The following is a 22,904-nucleotide window of genomic DNA, read 5'->3' on the forward strand; positions in this document are numbered from 1 at the left end:
TCGTGTACCCATGTGGATACGGCTCCAATCAGCCCGTCTACTGGCGCACTACTCCACTGAGCTGCCGCCCTCCGGCTCACAAGAACACGCAGGCCCTGGCCACCCTGAATGGCCGCCAACATGATGATGCCGAGTTAGCCAAGCGATGAGAAAGAATCTACCCATTACCGACCACGAACAACGCTTTCCAGAAGAGCAAAAGCTGATTTCTACAACCGATCTCAACGGCACTATCACGCATTGCAACGATATTTTTGTCGAAATCAGCGGTTACTCCCGGGAAGAATTGGTTGGTCAGCCACACAACCTGGTACGCCACCCCGATATGCCTTCTGCCGCGTTTCAGGTGATGTGGGAACACCTGAAAGCGGGCAAGCCCTGGATGGGGCTGGTCAAGAACCGTTGCAAGAACGGTGACTTCTACTGGGTTAACGCCTATGTCACTCCCATCACCGAAAACGGCAAAACCATTGGCTACGAATCCGTTCGGGTCTGCCCATCACGTGAAGATGTTGCCCGTGCCGAACACGTGTATCGTGACATTAACAGGGGCAAGTCTCACTTGCGGCGTCCAGCGCTGCCGGTTCAACCCATTCTGGCGGGACTGGCTCTGCTGGCAGGCATCGGCCTGTTTGCAACCGGCTTCGAACTGGGGGCCCTCCTGCTCCTGATCGTCACTGTACTGGCGAGTCAGATTGCCGGAACACATGCACTCCGTCGGCAACAGAAACACATTCTGGCCATGATGCCTTCTGCCTTCCACCACCCGATTGCCGCAGCCACCTATACCGATGACAAGGGTGATTTGGCGGCATTGAAAGTTGCCATTTTAAGCGAACAGGCACACCTGAATACCATCCTGACCCGCATTGACGATGCTGCCGAAACCGTTGCTCGACAGGCCGGTGGCAGTTTGGAAGTGTCCGAGCGCTCCTGTGCCGCCATGCGACAGCAACAGCATGAAACCGATCAGGTCGCTGCTGCCATGCATGAAATGACGGCTACGATCAATGAAGTGTCCAACCATGTTCAACAAACCGCCGACAAGGCCGAAGCCTCGAACGGGACGGCGATCAGAGGGCGTGAACTCGCGACCACCACCAGCACTTCCATCGCTCAGCTGGGCCAGACCGTTAACGAGATAGCAGAGTCCGTCATCGGGCTGGCCGAGCAGACCGGGCAAATCGCTCAGGCGGCCGAGATGATCGAGCAGATTGCCGATCAGACAAACCTGCTGGCCCTGAACGCTGCTATAGAGGCGGCGCGCGCGGGTGAACACGGACGCGGTTTTGCCGTCGTTGCGGATGAAGTACGCCAACTGGCTCTGCGTACCCAAAATTCAACCAAGGAAATTCATGCCATTGTGCGTGACCTGACTGCACGAACCGAAGCATCGGTCATGATCGCCAATGAAGGTCAAAAGGAAGCGGAAACCGGGCTTGAACAGGTCAACCAGGCTGGAGAGCTGCTGCACAGCATCTCGGAAATGATGAGCACCATTGCCAACATGTCGATCCAGATGGCGGCTGCCATCGAGGAGCAGGCTCAGGTTTCCGAAGAGATTAATAGTCAGATCGTCAATATTTCGGATCTTTCCAATCTCAGTCTGGAGCAGGCTGAAGAATCCGCCACTACCACTCGCAAATTGCAATCGGTAGCAGCGGATATGCATGAGTTGGTCTCAGGCTTTAAACGCTGACTCTCACATCAGAATCAAGGCGACACAGGCGGCGGTCAGGCCGCCCATGGACAGATTGAATACCCGCCAGTGACGGGCGGTTTTGAGTAACCGCCCTACCGCCACGCCAAAGCCCGCCCAGATGGAAACCGACGGAATCGTAATCAACGCCATAACACCTATCAGCAGCAACGCTGAGGCCAGAAAATGATCACCGGCCAGCGTGAAGGACGCCACGCCCGAAATGGCCATGATCCATGCTTTGGGGTTCGCCAGTTGGAACAGTGCAGCCTGCAAAACCGATAAGGGCTGTCCCTCAGCACGGCTTTCGACACAGGGCGGTGCCGCCGTCGCAATCTTCCAGGCCAGCCATAGCAGGTAGATGCTGCCCACCACTTTCAGTCCGGTTTGCAATGCCGGCCAGGCTGTAAACAAGCCGCCCAACCCCAACGCCACAGCTGCTACCAGCCCGACACAACCCAGCATGACACCAAGAATGTGAGGGACTGTACGTCGAAAACCGAAGTTGGCACCGGATGCGGTCAGCATCATATTATTAGGGCCTGGTGTCGCGGTCATTGTAAAAGAAAACAAAATAACCGGGGCAATCAGGGCTACCAGGTCTCCAGTAGCCGTTTCCATGGGCATCACCGTCAATTGTAGGGGTTCATTTAGTTTGATTCGACCTGACTGGTCGATACAATTAACGTTAATATGGCGAGATCATATCCGCAATTGTTACTTTGTGACTGTTACAATCAATTGTATCCATGACAAAACAGGCATCAGGAATGGCTATGGATTTGCAGCAAAAGGCACGTAAACGCTGTCACTGGTTACCACAGACGGAATTGCCCCCCGGCCCCATGTATAAAGCACTGGTTGATCTGCTGGCGCGGGACATCGCCGGTGGCGTCCTGCAGCCTGGTGAGCGCCTTCCGCCACAGCGCTTGTTGGCAGATGCTTTGGGCGTCACTGTAGGCACCATTACCCGTGCCTATCGTGAAGCCGAGCGCCGCGGACTGGTCGAGGCCCGTGTCGGTAGCGGCACTCGCGTCAAGGGTACAACCGAGACTCGACCTCACTTCCATCACCTGTCCCGCGCCGGACAGGACAGCATTGATCTGTCCTTGAGCATTCCGATTCCAACCCCTTTGCGTCAACAGCAGTTGGCGGCTTGTCTTCAACTCGTTTCCTCCCGGCCGGAGGCTATCGAAGAAGCACTGGCCTACCAGCCCGAACAAGGCTGCCCGGCACAGCGAGAGCAACTCTGTCAGTGGCTGGCCAGCCAAGGGCTGCAGCTTGATCCTGCCGAGCTGATATTGACTGAAGGCGGGCAACATGCCGATTTTCTGGCCTTACAGGCCCTGGTCAAACCTGGCGAAGCCGTAGCCTCGGCCGCTCTGACCTACCCCGGCATGATTGCAGCGGCACGTCAGCTCGGTCTGAAACACTTGCCGGTTGGCACGGATGCCGAAGGCATCAGGCCTGATCTGCTGGAACGATTGTGCCAGCAGCAGCGAATTCGCCTGCTTTACCTGATGCCCGAATACAACAATCCGACCGGACAACGCATGGGCGAAGCTCGCCGCCAGGCCATAGTGGAGGTAGCACGCCGGCATGACCTGCTGTTACTGGAAGATGGTGTGCAATTCGTAACCGCCGAGTACCGCGGCACGCCTCTGTATCAACTGGCACCCGAACGCAGCCTGTATATATTCAGCGTATCAAAGCTACTGGCGGGAGGGCTCAGGTTTGGCGCTCTGCGTGCGCCTGTCAACCTGATGGCCCATCTCAGGGTAGCCCTGCGTGCTCAATGCTGGTCTTCACCCGGATTGATGGGCGCTGTCACCTGCCAATGGCTGGCCGACGGAGGAGCCGATGTGCTGCTGAACTGGCAATGGGAAGAAATTCGCGCCCGACAGGCGCTTCTGCATGAATGGCTGTCGCCCTATGAATTATCCGCCCACCCCTGCGGTTTTCATGCCTGGCTGCGACTGCCCGAAGGCGTACGCGCCGCCGATTTTGTACAACTCGCCGATGCCCGAGGTGTCACACTCATTGCGTCCGAACCCTTCTGTGTCGGCAGCCAACCCGCACCCCAGGCGGTTCGGATTTGCGTCACGCCACCGGCCAGCCGAGAGGCACTGCTGGAAGGCATTCGTCGTATTCGCACCCTGTTGGACGACGCACCGGCCATCCCGGCACCGCTCCTGTAGTGCCGGGCTAACAAATGCGCGGCAACAGCTCGCCTACAGGCAGGTCCAGCAAGCGCTCGCCCCCCATCAGAGTACGCAGCCTTACCTGTACAGACACATCAGGCAGCACCTCTCCAATGACACAGGCATCACGCCCTGCCGGGTGTTGACGCATCCGGGCCACGAGCCAGTTGGCCTGTGCGGCAGCTACCACCGCCACCAGCTTCCCCTCATTGGCGAAATGCAGGGCATCCAGACCCAGTATTTCACACACACCTCGTACTTCTGGGCGGACGGGTAACCGGTCTTCGAACAACCTGATCGCCCGGCCCGAAGCGCTCGAAAACTCGTGCACGACCGCTGCAACCCCGCCACGGGTGGCGTCTCGCATGGCTCGAATATCGGCTCCTGTACTCAGCATGTCCCGGACAAGTCCAGACAATGACCGACAGTCGCTGAGCAACCCGCCCTCCAATGCCAAGTCCTCGCGGGCCTGCAAAACGGCTGCACCATGATCCCCGACAGTACCACTGACAATCACCCTGTCACCGGGGCGGCACCGGTGCGCCGCCAATTCCACTCCCGGCGCAATAACACCGATTCCGCTGGTATTGATAAAGAGTTTGTCCCCCTTGCCATGCGGCACCACCTTGGTGTCACCGGTTACAATACGAACCTCGGCCTGCTCGGCGGCATCACGCATCGCCTCGACGATGCGCCTTAACTGCTCCAGGGGCAAACCTTCCTCGATAATAAACCCGCACGACAAATACAAGGGAGATGCACCGCCCACAGCCAGATCGTTCACCGTGCCGTTCACGGCCAATGCACCAATATTCCCCCCCGGAAACTCCAGTGGGTCGATGACGTAGCTATCAGTCGTGAATGCCAGCCGATCACCTGAGGCTATCACGTCACCCAGCGGGAGACGTGCCTGATCCTCCATACTTGCCAGCTCGGGCGTATCAAAGGTGGCCAGGAAGACCTCCTCGATCAAGCGTCGCATGGCCAGCCCCCCCAGCACCATGACTCAGCGTTATACAGGCCTCTGTGAAACTCATGTCAGCCCCTCCCCTGATACTGGTGGCAGGCGGCGCAGGCACCTTCCGATGACACCATCAACGCCCCCCGGGGATGTTCTGGGGTACACGCCCTGCCGAACAGGGGACACTGACGAGGATGCAGTTGCCCCTTCAGTACCTCACTGCAGCGACAGTCGACCGGCTCCGCACGACGAACGGACGGCGCAACCAGCAGCCTTTCCGCATCAAAAGCGGCATAGGCCGGTTTAAGCCCAACCCCCGAGCGTTCGATCTCGCCCAAACCGCGCCAGCTGCTACGTGCACGTAATGCAAACACGTCGGCAACCGCTTGCAGCGCCTGCCTGTTGCCATCGCGACTGACGACGCGAATATACTGATTTTCCACTTCTGTCCGCCCTTCACGCAGTTGCTCCAGCACCATTACGATGGATTGCAGGATATCCAACGGCTCGAAACCGGCGACAACGACCGGTTTGCGGTACTGGTCGGCAATAAAGGTATAGGGCGTCATGCCAATCACCATGCTGACATGACCCGGTCCGATAAAGGCATCGACTTGCATGAATGGATCGTCCAGCAAGGCTTTGAGTATCGGCACGATGGTTACGTGGTGACAAAACAGATAAAAATTGGCGATACCTTCTTCTACAGCCTGCTGCAACGTAATGGCCGTACCGGGCATGGTGGTTTCAAACCCCAACGCAAAGAACACAACTTTCCGATCGGGATTGTCTCGTGCAACCTGTAATGCATCCAGCGGCGAATACACCGTGCGTATATCTGCACCGCGTGCACGTGCCTGCAGCAAGCTGCCACGGGAACCCGGGACCCGCATGGCGTCACCAAAGGTGGTCAGGATTACGTCATGCTGCTCGGCCAGTGTCAGACAATCGTCAATCCGTTCTGGTGGCAGTACACATACCGGACAGCCGGGCCCATGGATCAGCTCGATACCTTCCGGCAGCAGTGCCTCCAGTCCATAGCGAAATATTGTGTGTGTATGCCCGCCACACACCTCCATAATACGGACAGGTCGTCGAGACTGCAGTTCAGGCAGTGCCATCCGGCGAGCCAGATGCTCACCCAGCCGCCGCGCTTCAACCGGATTACGGAATTCGTCAACATATTTCATGGCGCCGCCTCCTGGTCAACACTGAAGGCTTCCAGCTCGGCCAACAACGTCAATGTATGCTGTGCCTCGGCCGCGTCAATCAGGCTCATGGCAAACCCGGTATGTACCAGCACCCACTGACCCAGCAAGGATTCAGGACGGATATTATCCGTCAGCACACAGGTCAGGTTCACCCGTCGCCGTACTCCCGAGATTTCAACGACCGCACTTGCAGTCGCTGCACTGTCGATGGCAACAATTTCTCCAGGTACTCCCAGACACATAGCTCGCTCCTCGCCGCTTGTCAGTCCAACGGTCGCGATGAACGCTGCTCTGCCAGCCACTCGAACCACTCGCCCATCCCTTCGCCTGTACGTGCGGACAGCTGCACCACCTGTATATCAGGATTAATCCGACGGGCGTATTCGATACAGGTCGCCACATCGAAGTCCACATACGGCAATAAATCGATCTTGTTGATGACCATCAGCTGAGCACAATGGAACATATCAGGATACTTGAGCGGCTTGTCAGCACCTTCCGCCACAGACAGAATCACGACCTTGGCATCTTCCCCCAAATCAAAAGCGGCCGGGCACACCAGATTGCCCACGTTTTCGATATACAGTATGCCCCCCTTCAGATTCGGCAACTGTTCCAACGCGTGTCCGATCATATGTGCATCCAGATGACACAATTTGCCGGTATTGATCTGCACCGCATCGACCCCTGTTGTACGGACACGTTCCACATCATGCTGGGTCTGCTGATCGCCTTCAATCACACCGATCGGATACCGACCCAGCTGATGCTTCAACGTGGCAACCAGCAACTCCGTTTTGCCCGCGCCCGGGCTCGACATCAGATTCAGCACCAGCAGGTCACCCCGTTCAAACCGCTCTCGGTTCTCCCTGGCATAGCGATTGTTCTGGGCAAACAGATCCAGTTCCACCTGCAGATGTCTACGCTCAGGCCCCGCCTGACCACGTTCTTTGTGCCGGTGCTGTCCGTGTGCCTCACCACAGCCACAAATACCACACATCACTCCACCTCCAGCTCTCTGATTGTCACCCCTTCACCGGACAGCGCCTGTAACTGAAACGCGCCACATCGAGGGCAGGACTGATACCACTGCGTCATCTCGACCTCTGCATGACAAAGTCGGCAACGCCCTCTCCCCGGGCAGTACAGCAGGTGAAGAACAGCGCCGTCTGCCAACGTCCCCTGACTGGCGGCCATGAAGGCAAACGACATGGCATCGGGGTCTACGGCAGCCAGCGCACCGATTTCCAGCCACACCTGCTTAATACGATTGAAGCGCTGCTCTGCGGCCTGCCGGCGTAACAATTGCAGCAAGGCCTGACATAAGGACAGCTCATGCATTGGGTCACTCCTGCCTTCCTCGTGCCCGGCTTAAGCGCGCCATCGTCACCAGAGCCTGCCCCAGAGCAAGACCCGAATCATTACAGGGCAGATGTCGGTGTCTCAAGACCTTCAGTCCTGCTCCGGTACAGTGCGCTTCCAGCAAACCAACCAGGCGGGCGTTCTGCATAACGCCCCCACTTAAGGCCAGTGTCTCGAACGGATAGTCATGCTGGATTCTGGTCACAAGCTCGACAACACCTTGAGCAAGCCCAAGGTGAAAGGCCTGAGCAACCTCTTCCGGCGGCCGCCGCTGCCTCAGGTCATCCAGCAACTGCAGCCAGATCCGACCGGGGTCCAGTTGCCAACGCCCATCCCGTTTCGTCACATCCATCGCATAGCCCCCAATCCCCGCAGGAACGGCACACTGCTGTGCCAATGCCTCCAATGCAATGGCCGCCTGCCCCTCATAGGAGATACTGTCAGCATAGCAGCCAAGAGCGGCACCCACCGCATCAAACAAACGCCCTGCTGAACTGGACATCGGCGTGTTGATCCTGTGTTCAATCATGGATCGGACAACCGCCAGAGGCTTGCTCACCAGCATCGGCCAGATATCCAGGACGTTCTCAGGATCAATCCCGGCCTGCAGCAACTGAGCAACCAGCAAGCGCCAAGGTTCACGGGTCGCGGTATCTCCGCCTGGAAGCGCACAGGCTCTCAGGCTCCCCACCCGGACGACATCGGCATAGTTTCCATACAGAAACTCCCCTCCCCACAACCCATCCGGGTCACCGAAGCCTGTACCGTCAAGACACACCCCCAGCACCGCCTCCCCGTCCAGCAGGACACCGTTCTCGCCCAGGCAGGATGCCAAATGTGCATGATGGTGCTGTACCAGTGCAGCGGGCACCGTCCTGTCTTCCGTCACGTCGCGGGTCAGCCGGTAATCCGGGTGTCGATCACACGCCTGCCAGACCGGCTCGGTTCGATACAGCTGCCGATAATGCTGCCGCATTGCCGCAGTAGCATGCTGAATCGCAAGCTGTTGCTGGTCGCCCTGATACTGACTGATCACGGCACGTCCCGCCTGAACCAGGCAAAAGGTATTCTTCAAATCCCCACCCAGTGCCAGCCCCTGAGCGGCGGGGTCAAAACCCGGCGGCAGCGGCAATGCCAACGGAGCCAGTCCTCGTCCTGGTCGCACAACTTCACGATAACCGGATCCCTGCTGAACTCTGGCAACCGAGTCATCAATCGGCTGCAGAATGTCACGGTCATGCATCACCAGCAGATCGGCCATATCCGCCAGTTGCTCACGGGCTTCCTGGTTGTCAAACACCTGAGGCTGGCCCGATCGGTTGCCGCTTGTCATCACCAGCGGTCCCGTCATAACTGACATCAACAGATGATGTATCGGTGTGTATGGCAGCATGCATCCCAGCCAAGGAGAGTCAGGCGCAATGCCTGGGGCCAGTCGCCTTCCGTTTCGATGCGGCCGCAGTAGCAAAATAGGGGCCTGCGGCGAGGTCAGCCAATTCCTTTCTTCAGGGCTAATACTGACGTATGCCCGCAGCTGTTCAAGGTCGGTAAACATCACCGCCAGCGCCTTGTCCGGCCGGCCCTTGCAACGGCGTAGCCGCTGGACGGCTGCCTCATCAAGCGCATTGCAACACAGATGAAATCCGCCCAACCCTTTAAGCGCCAGTATCCGCCCTGCCCGCAACTGCTCTCCCATCTGTTCGAAAGGATCGTTGACCTGCAAAGAACTGCCATCAGGCGTTTCCAGCCACAAGGATGGCCCACAGGCTGCACATGCCTGGCCCTGCGCATGAAAACGGCGATCCTCGGGATCAAGGTACTCACGACGACAGACCTCACACATGCCGAATGCCGCCATACTGGTACCGGCACGATCATAGGGTGTCTCGGCCATGATGCTGAAGCGGGGACCACAGTGCGTACAGCTGATAAAAGGATAGCGGTAATAACGACTCAGAGGATTAAACAATTCAGCACGACAGTCGGCACATGTTGCAAGGTCCGGCAGTACCACGGTTACACCTTCACCGGAACCTGAGGGCCGAATACAGAACATGCTCTGTGGTCCGGGTTCATCGGCCGGCATGAATGGCGTGACCGTCAGGGTCTCAACGACAGCCTGTGGTGGCAGTTCCCGCAAGAGCCTTTTCCTGAACAGGGCCAGCTCGAGAGCAGAACACCGCAGCTCCACCTCGACCCCCGTTGGAATATTGCGCACCATGCCCCGCAGATCCAAACTTCTGGCCAAACGCCAGACATAAGGCCTGAAACCAATCCCCTGGACGCGCCCGCCAATATGCAGGCGAAAGCCTGTCTCTTCTATCTGCCCTGCCATACTGGCCATGACCTGCCTGTCTGCTGCCCTGACTACACTGTAGCACCTTCCCTCATGCTCGCCCGCCAAGTCCAGAATCATTAGCCACCGATAAAAAGGCATCAGAAAGCCTGTACTTGAGACTTATCTAATATATATAATTAAGAAAAGACTAATGAAGGAGTCGCTGCTATGACGCTAAATGCTGCCCTGCGCCTGATGGCCGGATCTGCCGTTACACTCAGTCTCGTATTGAGCTATTACCATAGTCCGCTATGGCTTTGGTTGACCGCATTTGTCGGTCTCAACCTGCTGCAGTCGGCATTTACCCGCTGGTGCCCGGCCATTACGCTGTTCCGCAAGCTGGGTCTTAAAGAAGAAACCTGTGACAGCCAGGGAATGACCGTCAACCAGGGTGTTCACATCATCGCCGGTCTCCTGATCCTGGCGACAGTCTTGCCTGTGATATTCGCAGTTATGCCACAGACGCTGCTGATCCTGACCCTGATTATTGGCATCAGCCTGCTCCAGTCTGCCTTTACCGGCTGGTGCCCCGCGATGCTGGTTGCCCGATTGCTGGGCTTCAAACCGGCTCGCTCGGCCTGATACTCAAGGTACCCGGCCCTTTTGCTCTATGCAGACGGGTCGGACTCTGCTCAGGATGGCTGATTCTTCCTTTCCAGAGCCAAGATGATCATATCCGTCAGGGCTACTGTTGCCTCTGTACGGTTCAACACACCCGCCGTCAAAGCCCGAGCCAGTTCATCACTGGCGCCATAAATCGCCATCAGACGCGCTGTATGGGCAGGGCCGTCAAGCGCGACCAGCGCACCGAAGAATTCACGATAAAACGCGACAAATGACAGCCCGATGCGTGTTCTAAGGTCGGTAAAATCCACGTAGCAGCTCAACGCGGCCACGACTGCATCATACACTTCCCCGTTACGTACGGTGCAATCAAAGTAGGCCTGAGAGAACGTCTTCGCGCACACATCAAGCGAATCCAGCCTGGCCCTGTCGATCGCGCGCATGCTAAGCAGCAACCGTTCGTCATAGTCCTGATACAACTGCTGCAACAGCCCCTTGCGGTCACCAAAGTGGTTATAAGTGATGGGCTTGCTCACTCCTGCACGATCGGCAAGGGTTTGCAAAGTGAGGCGATCGGTACCTTCGGCACGCACAATGTCAGCCGCCAACTGCAACAGCTGCTCGCGCCGTTCATCTTTGGACATGCGTATCTGCGTCATGGTCATCCCGTCGCCTCTTTCAGTTGTATCAATCGTGCCTACTGAGCCGCCAGAGGCAAGCCAAACATGCGATCAAAGCTCCAATTGTAGGCGAACGTGAAACACATGAAAAACAGGGTCAGCCCGGCATCCAGAAAGAATGCATCCAGCAATGTCAGCTCCAGCCACCAGGCGAACAGTGGCAGAGTGATGGCTACAAACCCGATTTCGAACCCCACGGCATGGGCAATCCGACGCTGTAACCCACGGCCTCGAGTGACCTGTTTCGACTCCCACCATTCAAAAACGGTGTTGTAAAGCAGGTTCCACACGATGGCCAGGACAACAGTCATCACACCCAATGTACTCGAGTGCGCCGCATCTTTTTCAGAAAAAAGAAAGAACGCCGTACTGATCAGAACCAGGGTTATGAGTTCATAGAAAAACACATATGTAATCTTGCGCTTGATACCTTGCATACTGCACTCCACTCTTGAAAAGAAAAAACAATGACGCGTCCTTTCATCATCGCGGTGGACAGTGCGTGCATGTGCCGGCACGCAGCTCGTACAGGCCCGGCACTCGATATCTGGCCGCCAGTACCTGACGCATCGTCTGGGCCATACCCGAAAACATCCTGCATCCTCATGTTCATGGCAATAAGTTACCAAACGTAATTTACCAATGGTAACTTACAAGTCAAGCATCGTCTTTGGGTGTAAGATACCGGGTTTACCATCCTTTCTTCGCGACAGGTCGACCATGAACACTCCTATTCGCCTCACTCAGTACAGTCACGGTGCCGGTTGTGGCTGCAAGATTTCACCTGCGGTTCTGGACACCATTTTGTCCGGCAGCGGCGTTCAGGCGCTGGACCCCCGCCTGTGGGTTGGCAATGCATCACGTGATGATGCCGCCGTGTACGCCTTCGATGAGCACACCGGCATTGTTTCAACCACCGACTTTTTCATGCCGATCGTGGATGACCCCTTTGACTTTGGCCGTATCGCAGCCACCAACGCCATCAGCGACATTTATGCCATGGGCGGTACCCCCATGATGGCAATTGCCATTTTGGGCTGGCCGATCAGCCTGATCCCGGCTGAAGTCGCCGGCGACGTGATTCGCGGTGCACGTTCGGTCTGTACACAGGCCGGCATGCCACTGGCCGGCGGACACTCGATTGATGCCCCCGAGCCTATTTTCGGTCTGGCGGTTACAGGGCGTGTCGACAAACAGCAACTGAAACGCAACGACTGCGCCACACTCGGCAGTCAGCTGTTTCTAACCAAACCCCTGGGAATCGGCATCCTCACCACTGCAGAGAAACAGGGCAAATTGCGCCCGGGTGATGCCGGTGTAGCACGTGATCTCATGTGTACCCTGAACACCGCGGGGCAGCATTTCGCGACACTGGAAGGTGTCTGTGCCATGACTGACGTCACCGGTTTCGGCTTGCTGGGCCACTTGGTCGAAATGGCCGACGGCAGTGGCCTGACTGCTCGCCTGAATCCGGACACCGTGCCCCGTATCCAGGGTATCGAACATTATCTGAGCCAGGGGTGTGTACCCGGCGGGACAGGACGCAATTTCGACAGTTATGGCCATCGTGTCAGCTCACTGAGCACAGACCAGCAACAGTTGCTGTGCGATCCCCAGACCAGTGGCGGTCTGCTGGTTGCTGTACAACCGGAAGCCATTGCATCGTTTATGGCAACGGCTGAAAAACTGGGTCTGTCACTGCAACCCATTGGCGAGCTGGTCACTGCAGGCAAGCACGCTGTTGAGGTTATGTAATGAACCGGCAATCCGCAGACTACCGCCAAATCTTTCTCAGCGGCGCTCCCCTTATTGATACCCGCGCTCCGGTGGAATTTGCCAAGGGCGCCTTCCCTGCCAGCCATAACCTGCCACTGATGACCGATGCCGAACGCCATAAGGTAGGTACCTGCTACAAACAGCATGGTCAGGAAGCCGCAATCAAACTGGGCCATCGATTGGTAGATGGTGAAATCAAAACACGACGAGTGCAAGCTTGGGTAGACTTTGTACAGGCACATCCGGAAGGTTATCTGTACTGTTTTCGTGGCGGCCTTCGATCACGTATCACGCAGCAATGGCTGCGGGAAGCCGGGGTCGATTACCCGATGATCACAGGGGGATACAAGGCACTGCGCAACTTCCTGATCGGGACACTGGACGATGCCGCTCGCGAGTGCCACTTCGTGCAATTGGGCGGTCTTACCGGCTGCGGCAAAACCCTGCTGCTGCACCAGCTGAATCACGCGCTGGATCTGGAAGGCCGCGCCAATCATCGTGGTTCCAGCTTTGGTCGCCACGCCTTGCCGCAGCCCGCCCAGATCGACTTCGAGAGTGCGCTGGCAGTCGACATCCTGCGCAAACGCGACGCAGGTGTTGAGCACTTTGTTATTGAAGATGAAAACCGCGCCATCGGCAGCTGTCATGTGCCACTGGAATTGCACCGACGGTTTAGTGCGTCACCCCTTGTCTGGTTGGAAGACCGGCTGGAAAATCGCATTGAACGCATTCTGCAGGAATACGTAATCGATTTGACCCTCGAATTCGTGACTCTACAGGGAGAGGCGGACGGGTTTTCCGCCTACGCACAACGCCTGCAGCAAAGTCTGAAAAACATCACCAAACGCCTCGGCAGCGAGCGCTATCAACGCCTGGCATCGCAGATGGATGCGGCATTATCTCACCAGCGCGAGACCGGTGATGTTGCTCTGCATCGCGACTGGATTGCAGCCCTGCTAACCGAATATTATGACCCCATGTACCGGTTTCAGAGCGAACGTCAGGCCGAACGAGTGGTGTTCCGCGGCAACCGGGAACAGGTACTGGCCTACCTGTCATCCTGACGCCACGGATTTATTCCTGTCCATACGTCATCAACTCCAGGGAAGGAGAAGCAGCAATGCGTGTATTCCTGTCCATTTTGGTACTGCTGATCACGGTCGGCATCACTCTAGGTCTCTTTTTACGAGACGAGGCGCTACGACCCGAAGTATCAGCCCTGATAGCACTGACCGATCCCCCGACCGATAGCCATGCCTATGCCTATCTACTGGGGCTGGCCAGCCCTGCCGACCAGACCCCGAGCAGCGCAGGGCAGGCGTTGATCAAGCAACTACGAATACAGGAACAGCAAGCCAACACCCCTCCGGAAGCAGAGGACGTCATCCTCACACCGGATACTAGCCTGCCCGAACCCGAAGGCCCCTTGTTCTGCCGTTTCAACACCTATAACTGTCCGGATACATTATTCGCCGATATCACCGCTCTGGAAAACGCTTTATCCGAGCATCGAATACTGTTGAAGCGCTGGCGTACCTTTATTACTCTGGACGATTTTGCCGTTTTGAGCCTGCCACAACTGTCCGAACCCCTGCCGCCCTACCGGCACCTGCAGCGCAGTGCACGCCTGTCGTTGTTGGACAGCATTCGACTGGCCAAAACCGGCGAAATTGAAACCGCCCGCAGCCAACTTTTGAATGATATCAACCAGACCCGCCGCCTGCTGACACAGGACAGCCATCTGATTGGCAAAATGGTCGCGACCTCTCTGGTGTCTGATCAGATCGATCTACTGCATGCACTCAGCCAACGTTTTGAACTGCCCCGGACGGCACTGGCACCACTGAACAGCGCAGAAAAAAGCCTGGAAAATGCCATGGCTCGCGAATTCGCCGGTATCGCTCATGTATTCCGGCAGATGGATGCTAACCCCTATCTGCTGGACAGCACTCATGGCCTGCCGCACTGGTCAGTATCTCTGCTGTACAAGCCTGGCATCAGCATCAACGCTATCTGGCCCGTTTATCAGGATATTATTGCCAGCGCGCAGCAAAGCCCTGCCGATTTTGTCGCCTACCTGGAGCACACACCGAACCCATTCCCTGAGCCCCACTGGGTGACCAACCCTATTGGTACCATCCTGAATCAGATCGCCATACCCGATATGCGGCAATATGCCGGCAGGCTGCAAGATATTGAGGTCAAAATCGAGTTATTCAATGCCTGGGCTGAAACTGATGGTCAATCAAAAGACGCAGGAGCCCTTCAGGTTATCAACCCTTATTATCCAAATCGCTCTACCGAATTGGAATTGGAATCCAATGGTCAGGTCTGCCTGAAAGGCCCGTTGTATGACCCGGGCGGCTTGCGCTGCCTGAACGGGCTCAAACCGGACCTGGGTGCCAACGATTTGTAAAACAGGCACCAGGCACTTGCCTCAGCAGACGCTTTCCCTGACACTTACGCACACTCAGTGTGTAGTAATACAGCCGTAGAATAGGGATATAGATGAGCAAGCTGACCAGGGATCAGGCAGAAAGCTTCGCGCCTGACAGCGGTACCCTCAGCCGCGGCCGCAAGATCGCAAAACCTTCTGCCTACAAAGACATTGGTGCCGATGATCGCGCCATTTGGGGTACGGCACTGGGCTCCAGTGATTACTTTTCTCTCGTTGACCTGAGTGGCCCCGCCTTTCGCTGCAGCTGCCCGGTCAAAAAGCTGCCCTGCAAGCATATCATGGGCCTGATGCTGCTGATCGCGGACGACCCTTCGGTCGTGACATCGGAGCAGCGCCCTGAGCCGCTCTCGGAGTGGCTGAGCAAACGCGACAGTGCCGCAAAAGCCAAACAGAGCCGTGCAAGTGGCGAGGTCAAGGACCCGGAGGCTCAAGCCAAGCGCGCCGCCAAACGGGAGGCCAATGTCGATCAGGGTATCAACGAATTGCGCTTTTTCCTGGAAGACATTCTGGCTGTCGGCCTGGCCGAGTCCGGCAAACGCACTCACGATGTATGGGACAACATGCGTCGCCGCCTGATCGATGCACAAGCCGGTGGCCTGGCCAACAGGATTGAGAAACTGAGACAGGAGGTTGCTCAGGGTGCCGATACCACTGAACAGGCACTCGCCGAGATCGCTCAGCTCAACCTGTTGTGCGCCGCCTGGCAAAACCGCCAATCGTTAACCGATGCCGAACAGGCTCATCTGCGCCAACTGATCGGCTGGCCACGCAGCCAACAGCCACAACCGGATGCATGTCTGGACTGGGTGGTACTCAGCAACGAGCGCCGCCTTGAAGCGGGACTGCATTCACAGCGTGTCTGGTTACTTGATCCGGCACAACAACGCTTCGCCTGCCTGCTGCACTTTGCCAGCGTTGCCGCCGGTGCTTCACTGCCCGGCGGCTATCGTCCCGGCCGCCGCCTCAGTGGACAACTCCGGTTTGATTCGGCCTGGTCCCCGCTGCGCGCCGAACTGGAAGCCACCAACCTGCTGACGGAGCCGACCCTGGCTTCGCCCGATATGTTTACCCAAGCCGCCAGCGACAATCTGCTGACCGCCATGCAGTCCGTGCAGACGCAACGGGCACACAACCCGTTTGCCGAACAGTGGCCACTCATGGTGTCCGGCGTGCGCCTGGTCGCCCTTGCCGGCGAGCTGGCACTGGCCGACCATCACGACAATATCATGGCGCTGGACGCTGCCTTCGAAGCGCAACTGGAGCTGATGCGTCTGGCCGGACCTGAACCCTGCACGCTTTTCATGTCGACCCGTGATGGACGCTCGCTGCTGCCGCTGAGCGGGCTGTTTGGCTCCAGCTGGCACAACCTGGCCACCGCTGAAACAGGAGACTGAGCATGTCCGATACTCTTCAGGAAGGACTGGTCAGCACGGCCGTCACCGGACTGAGCCAGTCCGCGGACCTGGACGCACTGATCCCTGCCGATCTGAGCAACACCTTTGCCCGCGATAATTTTCGCTCCGATGCCGACCGCTTTCTGCAATGGCTGACCCTGCAACAGCTCGAGCATTCCGTTGCGCGTCTGCCCGCGTCGGCTGAAAACATGGAACCTCTGCCGGCAGAGCCAAAGACACTCCTGAATACCACCGACCCGACCTGCCTGACGGTTTTTACCCGATTAAACAACGGGCAACATTACACCGACACCCAGGCCTTGCTGAGCTGTATGCTCAATACCGGTCACGCGCTACCCGACACCTTTGCCATTGCCGTTTTTGCTGGCAGTGAGCGCGGACTGCAGGATCTGTGCGGGTTGGGCGCCAGTGCGCGTTTACGCTGGATGCTGTCACTGCTGCCCGACTGGAGTGCGCTGCTGTCTACCGCTGCCACCGACTGGATCGAACCGGCCCAACAGCTGCTGAGCACACCGGACCGAGCCCTGAGCGATGAAACACAAGACTCACTGATCCAGACCTTCAACGACTGCCGACCCAACCTGCGAGGCTGGCTGACACGTATGCTGGCCCGCAAGCCTGCGGCGGACGTGGCCCGCTTCGTGCGCTCAGCCTGGCACAGTGCCCGCGCGGAAGGGCGCACGATGCTGGTCCACCTGCTGGCCGGCATCAGCGACTGGCTACTGTCTCCCGAAGGACGGGAGAGTTTCGACTGGCTGCACGCGCTGCCCAATGAGCGCGCCACTTCAGTACGCCAGTTGCTCAGCCTGCTCAAGTCCACTCTAGCGCAGAGAGGAGCCCCCCATGGCGAGTACTGCTTGGCGCTGAAACAGGCATTGAGCGCCTGCATCGCAGTTTCCAAACAGGGCACTTTCGACCTGCAGGCCCCGGAAGCATTGTCTCCCGAGCTGATCGCTCTGGGGGTCGCCGATGTCAGAAACCATGCTGACATCGATATCAGCAAACCTGCGGCCCGCCTGGGGCAACTGATACGCCTGGGAGGCCCCTCGATCTGGGCACAACTGCTCGACACCAGCGTTGAAAATGCCTGCCAACAGTTACTGGATAGCCGTTACTGCAAAGAGCTGCTGCCATTCATGCAGGACAGTCTGTTCTGGCACCGCCAGCTGCACCTTCTGCCCATGCTGTACCGCGCGGCCAATCAGCCCAAGCGCTTTCACCTGGAACACTTTCTGGCACGCCTCGCGGCGGATCACGTCCTCAACCAACCACATGCGGCTTCCGCCCTGCTGGGCTGCCTCGACCGCCACAACTTTTGGCAGTTACTGCGCCTTGAACGCATCTGTCTGGCCCTGTTGCTGGCGGATGTTGAACTTACGTCCGAGGCCAGCCAGCGCTGCTGGAAAGAATTGCAGCCCTTACTCCTCGACCACGAGTATCCGGGGATCTGCGCCAGTCTATTGCTCAACCTTACAGCCGAGCAGCTGAACCAGCCGCCGGAACACTGGAGCAAGCTGACCGAAGACCAGCAAATTCTGTATCGCGAACACTGTCAACGTATTGGAACGGCCATTGCCTTCAGACAATCCCTGAAGCACCGACAGGCCAGCACATCGCAAGGAGAACACCCGTGAATGAACTGATCAAGCCACTGGCCGAAGACCGCTTTCAGGACGAAATCGAAATTCTGAAAGCCTGGGATGCCGAAAACGGACATGCTCGCCCCTACGCCTGGCAACTGTCTCCGCAAGCCGTCGTCCTGTTCATTACCGGCGGCGTGGCGGGTGATACCCCGATCAGTGCCAAGTACTTCGGCGCCGACCGGTCGGTTCAGGTGGCCGTTGCCACCCTGACCACCGACCGCGCCCTGCTCCTGTACGGCCCGCCCGGTACCGGCAAGTCCACTCTGTCGGAGCTGCTGGCCGCTGCCATTTGCGGCAACAGCCAGCTGATCGTGCAGGGTACGGCGGGCATCAGTGAGGAAAAGGTGCTGTACGAGTGGGATTACGCCTATCGCCTCAGCAAGGGCACCGACACCGGCGCTCTGGTTAAAACCCCGATATTCCGTGCCATGGAAGAAGGCAAGCTGGCACGTGTGGAAGAATTGACCCGTATTCCGTCGGACGTACAGGATGCCCTGATTACCATTCTGTCGGAAAAAATGATGCCGATCCCCGAGTTGAACACCTCGGTCATGGCCAGTCGCGGCTTCAGTATCATCGCCACCGCCAACGACAAGGACAAGGGCGTCAACGATCTGTCCAAGGCCCTGTCACGCCGTTTCAACACCGTACGTCTGGAACTGCCGGATGACGAGCAGACCGAAATCAAAATTGTCGAACACCAGGTCGGCAAGCTGTGCAAGGCTGAAGATCTGCCATTGCCGGTCAACCTGCCGGAGGAAATCCAGCGGGTGGTGCGCATTTTCCGCGAACTGCGTGAAGGCCAGTCCGGCAGCGAAACGATCGAAAAGCCCAGCGCCACGCTGAGCCCGGCGGAAGCGATCTCCGTCATCAGTCAGGCGATCAGCATGTCGGCCTATTTCGGCGGCGACGATGCCATTCAGGCCGATCATATCGCCAGCGGTCTGGAAGGGGTTGTGGTGCGTGAGGCGGAAGATCGCCTGGTGTTCCGCAATTATGCCGACCGCATCCTCAAGAACCGGGCCGCCGACCGCGACCTGGATGAAGCCCTGCGCCAGATTCTGTAACCGGGAGCACCGATGAAACTGGACGATCAGGTACACCTGCTGGGCGTGCGCCACCATGGCCCCGGCTGTGCGGCGGCCCTGCAGCGGGCACTGGATGCCCTGCAGCCGGATGTCATCCTGCTGGAAGGTGCCAAGGAGCTGGAAGACAGCTGGCAGGACATGCTCAAGGCGGACATGCAGCCCCCCGTGGCGCAGTTGCTCTATGATCCGAACCAGCCACGCTGCAGTATGATCTACCCCTGGGCCGAATTCACCCCCGAGTGGCAGGCCATGCGCTACGCGGGTCTGCGCTCCATTCCGTTGCAGATGATCGACCTGCCGGCCTCGATCACCTTCAGCCTGGATGAGCAGGACGATAACGAACCCCTATCCGAGACCGATACCGAAGCGGACAACACTGAGCCTGAAGCCGAGCCAGATACATCGGCACAGCTGCCCGAGCCCGACTCCCTGCACACGTTTCTGCATCGGTGCGGAATCGCCGACGCCGAGGTCTGGTGGGACCAGAACGTGGAGCATCATCGCGGTGACCTCGACAGCTTCGAGGCCATCTTCGAGCTGGTGTCCAGCGCCCGACCGGACCCGTTGCTCACGACCGATGCGCGCGAGGCACTGCGAGAAGCCTGGATGCGGCGGGAGCTGCGTGCCGCACGCAAGCAGTTCAACAACATCGTCGTCATCTGCGGTGCCTGGCACCTGCCGGCCCTGGCCGCAAAAGTAAAGGTCAAGGATGATAACGCCCTGCTCAAGGGGCTGCGCAAGCGCAAGGTCGATCAGGCCTGGATCCCCTACACCTACCGGCGGTTAAGCACGCATTCCGGTTATAACGCGGGCATCGCCGCACCCGGCTGGTATGAACACCTGTACCAGTACCAACACAAGGATGCATCGCCAGAGCAGCTGGCCATTGCCTGGCTGGTCAGGGTCGCCGCCTGCCTGCGCGAACAGGGCTTTGCCACATCCAGCGCACAGGTGATCGACGCCGTGCGCCTGGCACTAGGCCTGGCCCAACTGCGCGATCAGCATATGCCGGGCCTGGCCGAACTGATGGAAGCGGCACAATCGGTGATGACCGAAGGTCGTCGCGGGCCCATCGAACTGATCGGCCCGTCGCTGCTGGTGGGTGCGCGTATAGGATCGATCCCGGCAGACAGCCCGATTCTGCCACTGGAACAGGATTTCAATGCCACACTGAAGCGCTTGCGCCTGAAGCGCATCAACGAGCCGCAGCAGGTCCAGCTGGATCTGCGTCAGCCCAATGCGTTGTTGAGATCGCAGCTATTCAACCGCCTCAACCTGCTCGCCATCCCCTGGGCCGAGGGCGGTGACGCCATCGGTACGGGCACTTCACGGGAAACCTGGGACCTGCACTGGCAACCCGAATTTGCCATCGCCATGCTGGATGCCAGCCTGTATGGCAACACACTGGAAGCCGCCGCTGGCGCCAGGCTCAAGGAACGGCTGGATATGGCCACGTCGGCCCCGGTTCTGCTGGAAGCCGTGGATGCTTTACTGCGCTGCCATCTACCGGAGCTGATGGTCCCGGCCATCCAGCGGTTGGGGGATGTGATCGCCGTCTCCGCCGATCTGGGTGAGCTGATGCAGTCATTACTGCAAATTGCCCAGATCATTCGCTATGGTTCGGTCCGCGCGCTCCAGGCCGATGAACTGCTGCCACTGACGGATGTCATCAGTATCCGGGTCAGTAACGGCCTGCCACAGGCCTGCACCGCGATCGATGATGACGCGGCACGGGCGTTGCTGACCGCCATCGATGCGGCGCACAGCGCCATCAATATGCTCAGCCGCGATGACCTGATCGAACGCTGGCACGCCAGCCTGCAGGGACTTTGGGCCAACCGCCAGATCCACCCGCTGATCCAGGGGCGGATTGGCCGCATGTTGCTGGATAGCGGCCTGACCGAAGCGGAGACACTGGAACATGAACTGGGGCTGCGCCTGTCTGATCCCGAAGACCCCATGGCCGCAGCCTACTGGGTAGAAGGCATCCTCGCGGGCAGTGCCGCCGGCCTGATCTACGGCACCTCGGTATTCCAGCTGCTGGACCATTGGCTGTGCCACTTGAGCGAAGACCAGCTGTTGCAGGTACTGCCGGTCCTGCGCCGTGCCTTCTCGGCTTTCAGTGCCCAGGACCTGCAGCTGACCGGGCGTAATGTACGTCATGGCAATCACCGCCGTGTCGATACGCCCCATACCCATGATGCCCGGCTGGCCCAACAGACACGCCAGCAACTGGGCCGCCTGCTCGGCCTCAGCCTGCCGGCCACGGAGACCCTGTCATGACGATCAAGGCCCCTAATCAGCTGAAACTGAATCAGGACGAACGCCAGCGCCGCTGGCGTCTGGTACTCGGGGACGAATCCGGGCTGGACGCCCCCCTGTCCGAACATGACCAGAAACTGGACCAGCTGCTGGAACAGCTTTATGTTCAGGGCGAAAGCCCGGCGCAAGGCGCACGTTATGGTCATCACTACGGGCGCCGCATGCCAAAGGCCGCGCTCTGGTTCAAGGACATTCGCACCCTGTTTCCGGAAAGTGCCGCCAGCATCATCCAGAACGATGCCCTGCAACGGCTGGACATGTCGTCGCTGCTGCAGGACCCCGCCTTTCTGGACTCAGTCAAGCCGGACGTCAACCTGGTGGCCAGCCTGCTGATGATGAAGGACTACATCCCGGAGGATGCCAGGGAAAATGCCCGCAGGCTGGTCAAGCAGCTGGTTGAACAACTGATGCAGCATTATCGCCCGGCGGCCGAGCAAAGCATCCGTGGTGCGCTCAACCGTGCGACCCGCAGCAACCGCCCGCGTCCGTCCGAGGTCAACTGGAACGCCACCATTCGCAAGAACCTGAAGCACTGGCAGCCCGAAGAACAGGTCATTTTTCCCGAGCGACTGGTCAGCTACGGCCGCCGTCAGCGCCGGGCCAAGCAGGTGATTCTGTGTGTCGACCAGTCCGGCTCCATGGCGGACAGCGTCATCTACAGCTCCATTTTCGCGGCTGTGATCAGCTCCATGCCGTCACTGCGCACCCAGCTGGTCGTGTTCGATACTGAAGTGGTCGATCTGACCGAAGAGTTGCAGGACCCGATCGAGATGCTGTTTGGCATCCAGCTCGGCGGCGGTACCGATATCGCCAAGGCACTGACCTACTGCGAAAGCCTGATCACCAACCCGTCGGAAACCCAGCTGATCCTGATCAGCGATCTCTACGAAAACGGTGATAAGCAGGCTCTGCTGCAGACGGCCCAGCGCATCATCGAAGGCGGCACCAACCTGGTCACTCTGCTGGCCCTGTCCGACGAAGGAGCGCCCATATCCAACCGTCATATTGCCGGTCAGTTTACGGCATTGGGCTCTCCGGCCTTCGCCTGCACACCGGATCTGTTCCCGCAACTGATGGCCGCCGCCCTGGAACGCCGCGATCTGCACCAGTTCGCCTCCAGCAACAACCTGCCGGTCATGGTAGGCGAAGACTGAGCCCATGCGGAGTCCTTCCGGGCTACGCATGT

20 protein-coding genes are annotated in these 22,904 nt (G+C 58.4%); 11 read left to right on the plus strand and 9 right to left on the minus strand.

The genetic code is table 11. From position 1 onward, the window contains the following. Nucleotides 1-145 precede the first annotated feature (145 nt). Nucleotides 146-1,699, plus strand: a complete 1,554-nt coding sequence (locus H1S06_RS05330) for a methyl-accepting chemotaxis protein (protein ID WP_181737981.1) — start codon at nt 146-148, stop codon at nt 1,697-1,699. 3 nt (nt 1,700-1,702) lie between these two features. Here the strand turns inward: H1S06_RS05330 and H1S06_RS05335 are convergent, their stop codons facing one another. Further along, on the minus strand, nt 1,703-2,320 hold the full coding sequence (locus H1S06_RS05335) for a LysE family translocator (RefSeq protein WP_181737983.1): 618 nt from the start codon (nt 2,318-2,320) through the stop codon (nt 1,703-1,705). 155 nt (nt 2,321-2,475) lie between these two features. On the opposite strand from H1S06_RS05335, the gene H1S06_RS05340 reads away from it, so the two are divergent. Continuing rightward, the gene (locus tag H1S06_RS05340) at nt 2,476-3,897 is read left to right on the plus strand and encodes an aminotransferase-like domain-containing protein (protein WP_181737985.1); all 1,422 of its coding nucleotides are present in this window, start codon (nt 2,476-2,478) and stop codon (nt 3,895-3,897) included. A 7-nt stretch (nt 3,898-3,904) separates the two neighbouring features. On the opposite strand, the gene hypE is transcribed toward H1S06_RS05340, so the two are convergent. From hypE to hypF, 6 genes are read right to left on the minus strand one after another with little or no spacing between them, the layout of a single operon-like run. Next, entirely contained in the window at nt 3,905-4,882 is a 978-nt protein-coding gene (gene hypE, locus H1S06_RS05345) for a hydrogenase expression/formation protein HypE (protein WP_305058174.1), read from the minus strand. A gap of 56 nt (nt 4,883-4,938) precedes the next feature. Next, a complete protein-coding gene (gene hypD / locus H1S06_RS05350) occupies nt 4,939-6,051 on the minus strand; it encodes a hydrogenase formation protein HypD (RefSeq protein WP_181737990.1) in 1,113 nt (370 codons plus the stop codon). Further along, nucleotides 6,048-6,314, minus strand: a complete 267-nt coding sequence (hypC, locus tag H1S06_RS05355; RefSeq protein WP_181737992.1) for a HypC/HybG/HupF family hydrogenase formation chaperone — start codon at nt 6,312-6,314, stop codon at nt 6,048-6,050. Before hypC ends, hypD begins: the two co-directional genes overlap by 4 nt. A gap of 20 nt (nt 6,315-6,334) precedes the next feature. Continuing rightward, complete coding sequence (hypB, locus tag H1S06_RS05360) at nt 6,335-7,072, minus strand: hydrogenase nickel incorporation protein HypB (RefSeq protein WP_181737994.1); 738 nt, start codon at nt 7,070-7,072, stop codon at nt 6,335-6,337. Continuing rightward, nucleotides 7,072-7,413, minus strand: a complete 342-nt coding sequence (gene hypA, locus H1S06_RS05365) for a hydrogenase maturation nickel metallochaperone HypA (RefSeq protein ID WP_181737995.1) — start codon at nt 7,411-7,413, stop codon at nt 7,072-7,074. The genes hypB and hypA overlap by 1 nt, the downstream gene beginning before the upstream one ends. 4 nt (nt 7,414-7,417) lie before the next feature. Beyond that, nucleotides 7,418-9,769, minus strand: a complete 2,352-nt coding sequence (hypF, locus tag H1S06_RS05370; RefSeq protein ID WP_181737997.1) for a carbamoyltransferase HypF — start codon at nt 9,767-9,769, stop codon at nt 7,418-7,420. Nucleotides 9,770-9,940: 171 nt separating this feature from the next. On the opposite strand from hypF, the gene H1S06_RS05375 reads away from it, so the two are divergent. Beyond that, complete coding sequence (locus H1S06_RS05375; protein ID WP_181737999.1) at nt 9,941-10,354, plus strand: YgaP family membrane protein; 414 nt, start codon at nt 9,941-9,943, stop codon at nt 10,352-10,354. Nucleotides 10,355-10,404: 50 nt separating this feature from the next. On the opposite strand, the gene H1S06_RS05380 is transcribed toward H1S06_RS05375, so the two are convergent. Together H1S06_RS05380 and H1S06_RS05385 are read right to left on the minus strand one after the other, a co-directional pair. Beyond that, a complete protein-coding gene (locus H1S06_RS05380) occupies nt 10,405-10,995 on the minus strand; it encodes a TetR/AcrR family transcriptional regulator (protein WP_220183771.1) in 591 nt (196 codons plus the stop codon). Between the two features lie 38 nt (nt 10,996-11,033). Then, the gene (locus H1S06_RS05385) at nt 11,034-11,453 is read right to left on the minus strand and encodes a PACE efflux transporter (protein ID WP_181738003.1); all 420 of its coding nucleotides are present in this window, start codon (nt 11,451-11,453) and stop codon (nt 11,034-11,036) included. A 283-nt stretch (nt 11,454-11,736) separates the two neighbouring features. Between H1S06_RS05385 and selD the strand changes: the two genes are divergently transcribed. The 8 genes from selD to H1S06_RS05425 all read left to right on the plus strand — a co-directional run bounded on the left by selD (nt 11,737) and on the right by H1S06_RS05425 (nt 22,872). Beyond that, on the plus strand, nt 11,737-12,771 hold the full coding sequence (selD, locus tag H1S06_RS05390) for a selenide, water dikinase SelD (RefSeq protein WP_181738005.1): 1,035 nt from the start codon (nt 11,737-11,739) through the stop codon (nt 12,769-12,771). Continuing rightward, nucleotides 12,771-13,856 (plus strand): tRNA 2-selenouridine(34) synthase MnmH, encoded by a 1,086-nt coding sequence (gene mnmH, locus H1S06_RS05395; RefSeq protein ID WP_181738007.1) that lies wholly within the window; start codon nt 12,771-12,773, stop codon nt 13,854-13,856. The genes selD and mnmH overlap by 1 nt, the downstream gene beginning before the upstream one ends. 56 nt (nt 13,857-13,912) lie before the next feature. Then, nucleotides 13,913-15,208 carry a hypothetical protein gene (locus H1S06_RS05400; protein ID WP_181738009.1) on the plus strand — a complete coding sequence of 432 codons (1,296 nt, stop codon included), beginning with the start codon at nt 13,913-13,915 and terminating at the stop codon, nt 15,206-15,208. Nucleotides 15,209-15,300: 92 nt separating this feature from the next. Further along, nucleotides 15,301-16,644 carry an SWIM zinc finger family protein gene (locus H1S06_RS05405; protein ID WP_181738010.1) on the plus strand — a complete coding sequence of 448 codons (1,344 nt, stop codon included), beginning with the start codon at nt 15,301-15,303 and terminating at the stop codon, nt 16,642-16,644. Nucleotides 16,645-16,646: 2 nt separating this feature from the next. Continuing rightward, a complete protein-coding gene (locus H1S06_RS05410; RefSeq protein ID WP_181738012.1) occupies nt 16,647-18,299 on the plus strand; it encodes a hypothetical protein in 1,653 nt (550 codons plus the stop codon). Next, nucleotides 18,296-19,375 (plus strand): ATP-binding protein, encoded by a 1,080-nt coding sequence (locus tag H1S06_RS05415; RefSeq protein ID WP_181738014.1) that lies wholly within the window; start codon nt 18,296-18,298, stop codon nt 19,373-19,375. Before H1S06_RS05410 ends, H1S06_RS05415 begins: the two co-directional genes overlap by 4 nt. Before the next feature lie 12 nt (nt 19,376-19,387). Further along, entirely contained in the window at nt 19,388-21,679 is a 2,292-nt protein-coding gene (locus H1S06_RS05420) for a DUF5682 family protein (protein ID WP_181738016.1), read from the plus strand. Continuing rightward, on the plus strand, nt 21,676-22,872 hold the full coding sequence (locus tag H1S06_RS05425; RefSeq protein WP_220183772.1) for a VWA domain-containing protein: 1,197 nt from the start codon (nt 21,676-21,678) through the stop codon (nt 22,870-22,872). Before H1S06_RS05420 ends, H1S06_RS05425 begins: the two co-directional genes overlap by 4 nt. Nucleotides 22,873-22,904 lie beyond the last annotated feature (32 nt).

It is taken from the genome of Marinobacterium marinum (assembly GCF_013868415.1).
Lineage (GTDB): Bacteria > Pseudomonadota > Gammaproteobacteria > Pseudomonadales > Balneatricaceae > Marinobacterium > Marinobacterium marinum.